6 protein-coding genes and 3 pseudogenes are annotated in these 10,402 nt (G+C 33.1%); 6 read left to right on the forward strand and 3 right to left on the reverse strand.

The features are described from left to right. Nucleotides 1–21: 21 nt before the first annotated feature. Nucleotides 22–769, forward strand: a pseudogene (locus VK90_RS29580) (WXG100 family type VII secretion target); the annotation flags it as partial. A 574-nt stretch (nt 770–1,343) separates the two neighbouring features. On the opposite strand, the gene VK90_RS26395 reads toward VK90_RS29580, so the two are convergent. Then, on the reverse strand, nt 1,344–2,231 hold the full coding sequence (locus tag VK90_RS26395) for an alpha/beta fold hydrolase (RefSeq protein WP_048376483.1): 888 nt from the start codon (nt 2,229–2,231) through the stop codon (nt 1,344–1,346). Nucleotides 2,232–2,810: 579 nt separating this feature from the next. Further along, on the reverse strand, nt 2,811–3,887 hold the full coding sequence (gene xerS, locus VK90_RS26400; RefSeq protein WP_048376485.1) for a tyrosine recombinase XerS: 1,077 nt from the start codon (nt 3,885–3,887) through the stop codon (nt 2,811–2,813). Nucleotides 3,888–5,502: 1,615 nt separating this feature from the next. Here xerS and VK90_RS26405 point away from each other — a divergent pair. Next, the gene (locus VK90_RS26405; protein ID WP_048376487.1) at nt 5,503–6,210 is read left to right on the forward strand and encodes a GntR family transcriptional regulator; all 708 of its coding nucleotides are present in this window, start codon (nt 5,503–5,505) and stop codon (nt 6,208–6,210) included. Further along, nucleotides 6,207–6,839 (forward strand): sterol desaturase family protein, encoded by a 633-nt coding sequence (locus VK90_RS26410; RefSeq protein WP_048376489.1) that lies wholly within the window; start codon nt 6,207–6,209, stop codon nt 6,837–6,839. The genes VK90_RS26405 and VK90_RS26410 overlap by 4 nt, the downstream gene beginning before the upstream one ends. 303 nt (nt 6,840–7,142) lie before the next feature. Here the strand turns inward: VK90_RS26410 and bla are convergent. After that, nucleotides 7,143–8,014, reverse strand: a pseudogene (gene bla, locus VK90_RS26415) (class A beta-lactamase). 6 nt (nt 8,015–8,020) lie between these two features. Here bla and VK90_RS26420 point away from each other — a divergent pair. The 3 genes and pseudogenes from VK90_RS26420 to VK90_RS26430 all read left to right on the forward strand — a co-directional run. Further along, nucleotides 8,021–8,476, forward strand: a pseudogene (locus VK90_RS26420) (tetratricopeptide repeat protein); the annotation flags it as partial. Continuing rightward, on the forward strand, nt 8,476–8,637 hold the full coding sequence (locus VK90_RS30430) for a hypothetical protein (protein ID WP_048376491.1): 162 nt from the start codon (nt 8,476–8,478) through the stop codon (nt 8,635–8,637). The pseudogene VK90_RS26420 and the gene VK90_RS30430, both read left to right, overlap by 1 nt. 751 nt (nt 8,638–9,388) lie before the next feature. After that, entirely contained in the window at nt 9,389–9,763 is a 375-nt protein-coding gene (locus VK90_RS26430) for a hypothetical protein (protein WP_048376493.1), read from the forward strand. The last annotated feature ends 639 nt before the right edge of the window (nt 9,764–10,402 follow it).

The following is a 10,402-nucleotide window of genomic DNA, read 5'->3' on the forward strand; positions in this document are numbered from 1 at the left end:
AAGAGATAAGACTCGTAATGTGTAAGAGATGCAAGATCGTCATTAGAATATATACATAAGGACTTATATAATCAAACAGAGTATATAGCCTCTCAGTGGAGCGGAGCAACAAGTAATCGATTCTATCAGATGTTTAATGACACAAAACCAATGATGTTTAATGTTCTGCAAGAATTAGGGGAAATTGAAGAAGAGCAAGAACGTGCTGCTATAAAATTCCGTGAAGCTGACGAGTTGTATGGTGGGAATTTAGTCGATTCCGATATTCAAGAAGGTGCCATGTGTGGACTGGGATTTCTACTAGGTTTGTAGATGGGGTAGGAGACAAAGAGACCTGGTTAAACATGAAAGATGCAATCGTAAACTATTCCTGCTGCATGGAATGCTCTATCTGATTCATTCATTCATGAATGAATGAATCAATTTTGGAATGGTAATCTGAAGAGTAGAGAACATTATGCAGCTTATGCCATCACTTCAATACTCACAGGCTTTGTTGGAGGAAATAGGACAAGCAGGAAAGGTAGCGGCTGTTACAGGTCTTACAAAGGGGGAAATCACTGCTTTCAAATTCCTCTGCATATAGAAAAGCATTACATATATTAAATAACTATGAATTTAAGGCTGGTAATCATCTCTCAGTACACAACAATACTTACATAAAGCAGTTGCATATACCTATGAAGGTGCAATTGGTCCGAAGACAATTAGATTAAGAAAAGGGGAATTAGCGGGAGATAAACATCCTGTTACAGGTATTCCGTATGATGCTAAGATTAGTAGTGTAAACCAAGGCATTGGTTTACACTAGTATTTTTTTATAAATGAAAAAAATACTATGAACGGTCATTATTAATTATCGACAGATAATAAAAAGGAATTGGTGGAAGAAAAAATGCTGACAAAATGCCAATCTTTTTTGTCTTTAGAGTATAAAACCTTGTTGATGAATTGAAAATCATTAAAATTTTTACACATGAATTATTGAACAATTAGCCTTGATTGAACTACTCACCACTTAACGTCCTTACGGACTGTTTGAAGTGGGAGATTCCTGCGAACACCGATGTATCCACCGGTTATCTTAGCAGGCTCTGCCCGTAGTCCCTACGGTGAAAACATAAGTATCTTGTACGTTGACTCACCACGCTTCCTACTTTAGCTTGATTTTCGCAACTTCGGCAAGCGTGGGGCGATAGAACGTTGAAGATTTTACGGTTGCAACGTTTTTCTGCAACCAACCTCATATCTTCAGTTTTCAAAGAGCAATCTGTACAAATATAGGATAGCAAACATGTTGGCTTATGCCAACCGACATTCATCTCCCACCTAAAATTGGTGTTTCACACCTTCACATTTTTGAGGAAGGAGTCTTCTGTCGGAAAACGATAAAAGAAGCTTTTAATTAGCTGTGATACCTGCCAAGCTTGCTCCTCGAGAAGGAAATGCCCGCCACAAAGAAGATGGGTTTCCACATTGTACAGTTCCTTGCTAAAGGCACCAGCGCCATTCAATGTGAAAATAAAATCATTTTTCCCCCAGATAACTATTGCTGGGGGCTGCTTCGTGCGCAGATACTGCTGCCAAACGGAGTATTGCTCTACATTTTTTCGATAATCGTAGGCAAGTTCCAATTGAATTTGAGCATTTCCCAGGCGGTCCAATAAGAACTGATCCATCAAATAGCTGTCCGGGCTGATCAGATTCGGGGAGCAGGCACCGGTAAGATACTGCTTCTTTGTGAAATCAAAGGTGAGTAGGGCTCCCAATGCTGCTTCAGTGTTTGGGTTTCTGTCTTTCCACAAAGCTTTAAATAGATCGAACGGCTTGCCAAGGCCCTCTTCATGAGCAACGGAATTTTGAATAACAAATCCAAGCACCCTTGACGGCTGGCGAACAGCAATGCGGAGGCCGACTGGACCCCCATAATCCTGAACATAGAAGACTGACTGCCTGATGCCAAGCAGATCCAATAGCTTTTCCATAACAAGAGAAATGTTATGGAACGTGTATGTAAATTCATCGGGAGCAGGCATGCTGCTGTTTCCAAAGCCGGGATAATCAGGTGCAATGACATAAAACTGGTCAGACAAAAGAGGAATTAGATTCCGGAACATATGGGAAGAACTTGGAAAACCATGGAGCAGCACAATCGCTGGATTTCTGCTGCTTCCTGCTTTCCGGTAAAAAATACGCAGGCTATCAATTGTAGCAATGTGGTAACTTACCATCTCTCCATCTCCTCTCAGCCTTTAGTACCCCTTTATCTTTTTGTATGCAGATAGGGAGGTATTTAACATTTTTTTCGTTACTCCATTTTTGATTATTTTATCATGTTCTATTGCAGTTCCTTGTTAAACTAAACTCCCGTTAATTGAATAACCTTTTTCAAGAATATGGCCCGATTGTGAAACAAGAAAAAAGCCTATATTTCAATACAGGATTTTTGATCAAACTTATTTACAAATTATCAAACTTTATTATAAACGATCAGACTTTTTTCAAAATAATCGAACTTTATTTCAAATCAACAGCAGCTGCGTTTATATATTTTGGAAGGAGAAGGGAACTTTTAAATAAAAATACAAACTGTTCGTTAAATTCTGATTTAACGTAAACAACAATTGTAGGAATCTAAAATTTTTATTTATATCTATCATGAGAGGGCTTTTATATACCAATTAAAGTAGAATTCAAACTATGTATTTTTTACACAATAAAATCAAATATGAAACGAATAACATAGAGTGTTTAAATCCTAGGAGTTAGAGAAAAGAATAAAAGTTCAGCAATTTTGCATTGCTGAACTTTTATTCTTTATTCTTTCCTATTCTTCCTAAACTATCTTTAATAGTTGTTTCCCCAAGTTGAGTGTATAACAAAGCTGTATCTTGACTGGTATGTCCAAGTTGCTGCATCACTTGTAACGAGTCTTTTTCTTCCATATATAATTTATTTGCCAATGTATGTCTTAATTTATGAGGAGACATTCTTTTACCAAAGGCCTTAGTATATTTTTCTACTATATCTTGGATAGCCCTAACCGAAAGAGGCTGTGCAGTATGTTTATACTTCGATAAAAATACATTTTTTAATTCTTTCCCTGGAGCATATTTGTTATCTCTAATTTCCATATACCTTTCAAGATCATTCAATGCAATTGGAGTAATCCATACTGAATCTTCTTTGTTTCCTTTTCGTATTACATCAATTAGTCTTTCTTTTAAGTTTATATCTTCCATACGAAGATCTGCTAATTCACTTACACGAATACCACTACCAAGAAAGAGGGAGAGAATAGCTACATCACGCTCTTTATCTCTTAGGAAATAGAACAACTGATGTTTTGTTAAAGATTTTTCATGTTCGTACTTAACGTAATTCAAAAACTCTTGATCATCATCATTATGAAATATTTTAGATCTCATACGTTTTGCACGTGCATTTAATGTTTCTTTATCTTTATGTATTTCAATCTTAGCCATTACATTTCTATAAAAATAACATTCTCCATCATCATTCTCTGATAGGGAGGTAAGGTACTTAAATAAAGACTTTAAGGCTGAAATTTTTCTGTTAACAGAGGAATTCTGCATGTTTTGTTGTAGTTTTAGAAACCTCATAAAGTTCTCAACATCTTTTTTCTTTAAATTCTCTAAATCAGAGAAGGATATGTCTTTAATGGGCTTAAATTCAATAATTTGTTCAGATAATAGCCAATTAAAGAAGACTCTAAAATCATATACATAATTCAGTAGGGTGGAGGGAGAGGCATCATGCAATTCTTTGTACTCCACAAATTCTTCTATGTAAAAGGGCATTTCGTTTAAATTCTCGTATAATTTCTTACGATGTACGGATTTTTGACGTTGCTTGCTGTAATCCATAAAAATCACCTCATATATACTATAACAGAAAAACGATACGAACACAAGTTCGCGTTAAATTCAATTTTTACACAAACTTATTTACATAATTAAATTATGGGATGCTAAAATATACTAGAAATTGAATGGAATAGTGTAGTTATTCTAATAAAAATTATAGATAACCAAGTGATAAATTTGTATTAGGCTAGTAAAACTATTACAAAAATTACATTTAAATGTATGTAAGATAAAGCAATTTTATATATAAATTTATACAAAATGAATACATGAAAATAACATAAAAGTCGTTATAACATATGAATTGGTTAATTTAATCATGATTATCAGGAGTTAATTAGATCAACACAAGAAAAACTCTTATAAATTAAAATGCAATTCACTATAAAGATTGCTAGTGAGTAATTCAGAATTTGATTATTTTCATATAAAATATAAATTACATAGATGTATACCAATACCCAAATCTATGCACATGAACTGGAAATCCCTAGATACCGTATTAGATGTTTATATAAATACCTTAGTGTTCGTAAAATTGGTATTTCGTGCAAAGTTGTGAGATGTTTGTTTTTTTCCCCTTTTTATAATTCTTTTATACTCATCCAATAAAATGTATTATTCACCTTTCATTAGTAATAATACATTTTAGTTTCTTATACATTCACTTATACATATTAATGTTGATTATACGGTTACTTATAGGGTACAGACAGTATATAAAAACACGTTAAGAAAATTTTAATATAAAACATCTAACTTTAACCTCTTAAGACTAAATCGGTTGTGTTTTACTCAAAGCTTAATTGTTTGTAATATTGAAAGAGAGTGTTTTAGTCCTTTTAGGTCAATGGTATCTTTTATTATCCTTGTCTTAGGTGAACGCTGAGCAAAATTTAATTCTAATACATATTTGAAAATATAATTTTGAAATTCTTTCATCTGTCTCAATAAGATAAGAATCCTTTTCATTTTGAGACAGACTACACTCTTTTATTACAACTACTTATAAGATTTCTTATGTAAACTAATTAAAAATAAGTTAACTAAATAAGAGCCCCCCGTTTAAGAAAGACTCTTATCTTTCATATAAGTGAATCCGATTTTATGCTGTTGCTTTAAAATGGTCATTTCCTATCTATTTTGTGCAACAATCGCGCCCTTTAATGGAATAACTAAAACATGGTCTCAATCTTTAAATTCAATTAATTCTTCTTTCACTATAGCACCCATTACTTTAAGTACAATTCTTCATACACTTTAATATATAAAAGATTGATCATCTATTTTGAACAGATATTCTTACATTCATTCTTATAAATTATGTAGTTGCTAAAATTAATAATTTTCCTAAGGTTGAATAAAAACCTCATTTACTTTATGATACGGTTCCCCGTCCTTTATCTAAATGAGTTTTTTCTCTTTTATAAATATCCTAACAACGCATTTAACCGATCATTTTCCATCCTACTAAGTAGTTTACGGCCTTGTTCGATAATTCTATTTATAAAAATTCGCTCCTTTTCCATTGACAGAAAATTCAAATTTATTATATAATTTTTGGTATTACCAATGTCTTTGATATGTATTACCATAAAATAAAGGGGACGATGGCTTGAAAGAAAAGGAACGCTCCTCAGATAAAATTGAGAATGAATTAATTAGATCCATACTGGCTGGTGTTTATTCTGTAGGAAGGACTTTACCACCGGAAAGAGAGCTTGCGAAAGAATTTGGTGTTGGTCGCCCAACTATTCGGGAGGCGCTTCAACGTTTAGGAACGAGTGGATGGATAACAGGGAGAAAAGGAATGCCAGCGATTATTAATGATTATTGGAGCAATGGGAATCTAACAACACTCATTAATATTGTTGAGAATCAACATACCATTACAGATGAATTTATTATGTACTTATTAGAATTTAGAGGTTCGTTGACTCCGACTTATATTCGTGATGCTGTTACGTTTAATCAACCTAAAGTGGTTGCTCTCCTTGCCAATCTTGAGCAGCTTGAAGATCGTGCAGAAAGCTATGCAGCATTTGATTGGGATTTGCAAAAAAAGTGTGCTGGGCTTGCGGCCAATCCGATCTTTCTACTCATTTTAAATAGCTTCGATTCCATTTATGTAGATATGGCGAAAAGATATTTTTCTGTAAAAGATCATCGCAGGTTGTCCTTCAACTATTATCACGACTTATTAAAAGCTGCATTAAAGGGAGATGCAATTGAAGCGGAAAGATTGAGTAAGACAACAATGGAGAAAAGCTTGGCTCTCTGGAGAGATAGAAAAAATAAAGAAAGCTGGAGGCGTGATAAATGAAACTAAAATATTTTAAAGAATATTTTTCCTACCCTGATATATTGATCATGAGCTGTCTTTTCCTTATTAGCTTTGGATTTATGATTCTACATTTAAACTCTATCGGAATTTGGGGTGCTTTTATTTTGGGAATGATTATGTATTCCTTAGCTGAGTACGCTACTCACAGGTTTATTTTTCATCTAAAGCCACCAAAGAATGCATTTTTATTAAAAATGCTTAAGCGCCTACATTATGACCACCATACAAATCCGAATGAATTACATTTATTATTTTTACCCTTATGGTATAGTGTGCCAAACATTGCAATTGCAGGAGCAATGTTTTATTTTCTTTCATCCAGCTTTGTCATGACAAACGCATTTATTGCAGGTATTATGCTCTTTTTATTATTTTATGAGTGGAAGCATTATATCGCACATCGCCCCCTTCAACCAATATCACCATGGGGGCGCTGGATGAAAAAGGTTCATTTATGGCATCACTTCAAAAATGAAAATTACTGGTATGGTGTTACGAACCCAGCCTATGATTTTCTCATGGGCACCTTTAAAGACCAAAAGGATGTTGCCCAAAGTAAAACTGCTAAAAATCTAGAAAAACGTGGGGACCAGAAAATAGAATTATAAAAAATAATCCATTGCCATCATCCTGGAAATGTCGAATGAATTTTGCAGCTCCGACATTTCTCAGGGCGTGACAGGCATTTTTTCCTATTAAGTAGTAAGCATGGTAATAGGGGCACCAGAACCTAAGAATATATGGACACTCTTGAAATGGTAGTTACTAATAACTGCTGAAAAATATAGTAAAATATTAGATTTAACTTCCAATAATCCAAGAAGGAGTTCATTCTTCGTTAAATACCCAAAAAATACCGTCACAGTATGGTGACGGAAAAGTGGAAAAATTTTATTAACTTATTACTATTATTATTTATTTGTAGCTTTTAAAGCACCTAACACTATTTTAGTTCCTTCTGCAATAAGTTTATCATCGTATTTAGCATCTTCTTTATCATGATTAGAAAGTATCGCAAGAACAATTGGCTTTTTATTTGGTGGCCAAATAATTACGATATCATTTCGGATTCCATAAGATCCTGAGCCAGTCTTATCGGCTACTTCCCACTCTCCAGGAACTCCAGCACGAATTAAGTTGCCCCCGTAGTATTTTTTTTCATCCAATCTATTAATAAGTCCCGTTTCTCAGTTGAAAGTACATCTCCTAGCGCGAAAGCCTGAAGACTAGTAGCTAATGCATTTTGGGTACTAGTATCATGAGTGTCCCTTGGATGCATTTCGTTTAATTCTGGTTCAAAACGTTCAGGATTTGTATCAGTATCTCCTATTTCTCTCAGTGATTTTTTGAATTCACTTGGCCCACCTAATTGTTTAAGAATAAGATTTTGTGCAGTATTATCACTATATCGAATGGAAGTATCTGCAAGCTCTTTCAGAGTCATACCTGTATCAACATACTTTTCTGTAATTGGATTGTAATTAACCAGATCTTCTAATGATTTCTTTTGTAAAAGTACTCCCACAGCTGGAGCTTTATGGGTAGATGCGTATGCAAACCGTTCATCTGATCGATAAGTAACGGTTTGATTCGTCCCAGTGTCCAATGCATAAATACCGAGTTTAGCATCAAATTCTTTTTCAAGTTTAGCAAAAGAATGATTAACTGTATTTTCTTGTTTGGTTTGCTTAGGTGGTTCAGATTGAGTATTACTATTGGAACAGCCTATAAGCGTTACACATGAAAGAAATAATACAGGTACAATCTTTTTGTAATGTGAAATGTTAAAGTAAGAAGTACTATCGGGTGGCTATATTCTGATCAAAGCATGTCTACTTTAGCTATTCGTCATCTTTCAGAAGTAACAGATAAAATCCCTACACACTTTAAGGCTATCTTCCTACAAGCTAAGGAACATTATAAACTAGGAGAACAATCAACAGCTAGCAAGCTCATTGATAAGGGATTACAGATCTGCAGAGGAATTCATAACGAAGAATATATACATCACTTCCTTATTTTAAAAAGATTAAACGAAAATATTCCATTGGAAGAATTAGAAAAAATCATTCAAGAAGGAATCTTATACTTTGAGAAAGAAGAGTTATGGGAATATGTTGGCGAATACGCTGAATTATTTGCTACAAAATGTAGACAATTAGAGAACCACAAAAAGGTAAGCGACTATTTTCATATTTGTTATCAAGCAAGACGAAAATCAATCGAAAAAGGAGTGTTAAAATAATGAAAAAAATTAGCCTATTATTATCTGGCATTGCTTTCATTGGGGCGTTAACGGTGGGAATTTCTCAGTTTTCTAAAACAGATCAGTTTGCTACTCATGGACATTACCCTGCTCCTTCATATAGTGTTGGTGATTATGGTGGTTCACCACAACAAATTTAATGTAGGTATATTTAAAAACCCTCCAAATGGAGGGTTTTTAAATACCAAAATATGAACTGTTCTTTTTGGTTACGCTAAACCAAAATTCATCTCCCACCTATCGCCCTGCACTTGCTTAAAGAAGGAAAATTCTTTTGGAAAATCCGTTAAATAATAGAAATAGGCTAACTATTATATCTACCAACACTTCATATGCAATATTACATGCGAAGAGCCTTAAATATTTTGTTATACTATGCATGTGGATTTTTCATCCAAAAATCCTCTTAAACGCATATTTATGTATATGCCACCCTAATTGATGAAAGTGAGAAGAATGTTTATCATTTTTCTCACTTTTTTTATTTAAAATGTGTGCTTGTACTTAATTCTTTAGTTATTTTACATTTTGAATCCACGAATGTGAATGCCCTTATATTTAAACTCAAAAAGAGAATATTTTTCCAAAATTTCACCTATGAAATCATTTGTTTTCTAAAACAATTCCAATATCTTTATCAACTCATTTTAGAATATTTAAACAATAATTTTATATACAAGCTCTGCATAAATTATTCATTTTCTTTTATATAAGACCTATCTTTTTACTTCTGATATATTATTAAACATTGGATTATTATACACAAATCCAAAAACATGAGGTATTTTGTAGAATTTTGTCTATCAATATGTATGTACACCCTTATGTAGTGGATATAGACTGTGAGGTGTAAGGGGATACCTTACAAAATAATGAAAAGGAGATTATAAAATGAGTAGATTAACAAAATTCTCAAAGTTAGTATTTGCAACATTAATTGCGGGAAGTAGTCTAAGCGTCTTTGTTTCGTCACGCAGTGTACAAGCTGACACCTTAGATCATAATTACCAAGACACTGTCAAATTTGTACCATATTCTAGTGCTACACAATCACTGGAACGAAAAAACACTATTGTTCCTGAATCAAAAATTATTAAAAACCATTATGTAAAGTACTCTAAAGCACATTTCCAATCTAAAGAAAGTATACCAAAAGAAATTTATTATTCTTCAGAAGGCTTTAAGGGCTATATACAGGCAAGTACCGTTTGGGATATGGGAGATCATTTCGTAACGCTATATTCCGGAACCGTTATTCGATGTTAGACTTTTAATCCTACCTCTTCAAATGCTTATAATGATCAATAGCGCACTGCCAATACTGTATATCTATTGCTCAAAAAAATAAACCACAAAATCTCTCAATTTCATGGTTTATCAAATATAAAGATAATGCTAAACGAATACTCTAACATTACCTTCCCCAAAGTTAATTATAGAGTATTTTCCAAAAAAAGACACTCTTGTAGTGTCTTTTTTATAGTATTTTGATTTACACCCAATTTCAATTAAAATCGTTTAAATGTGGTTAGAATTTGAAATGATTTATCTATAAGCTTTTTTAACAAATGAAATCTAATATTAGATTTCTAAATGTATACTGCACTAAACGTTCATTAACACTATACGAACAGTGTTAACTATCTTAATTGAATATTAGTAATAGTAAGTATAAATATTATCAATTTACTATATATTACATTTATGTGAAAATAGATGTATGTTAAGCTTTTTCAAAATCTTTCCCCTAATAAAGATTTGAAGTAGCATTTCATGATTCTCCTTACAGTTAATATGCCTTGAAAAAGAACCCTATAGAGTTCTTTTTCTTCTCATTACATCCTCAGCTATTACTTATTTAACATACAAAAAGGACTGACAATTGATATTATCCCCTTTAGGTAG

The organism is Bacillus sp. LK2 (genome assembly GCF_001043575.1).
GTDB classification, from domain to species: domain Bacteria; phylum Bacillota; class Bacilli; order Bacillales; family Bacillaceae_G; genus Bacillus_A; species Bacillus_A paramycoides.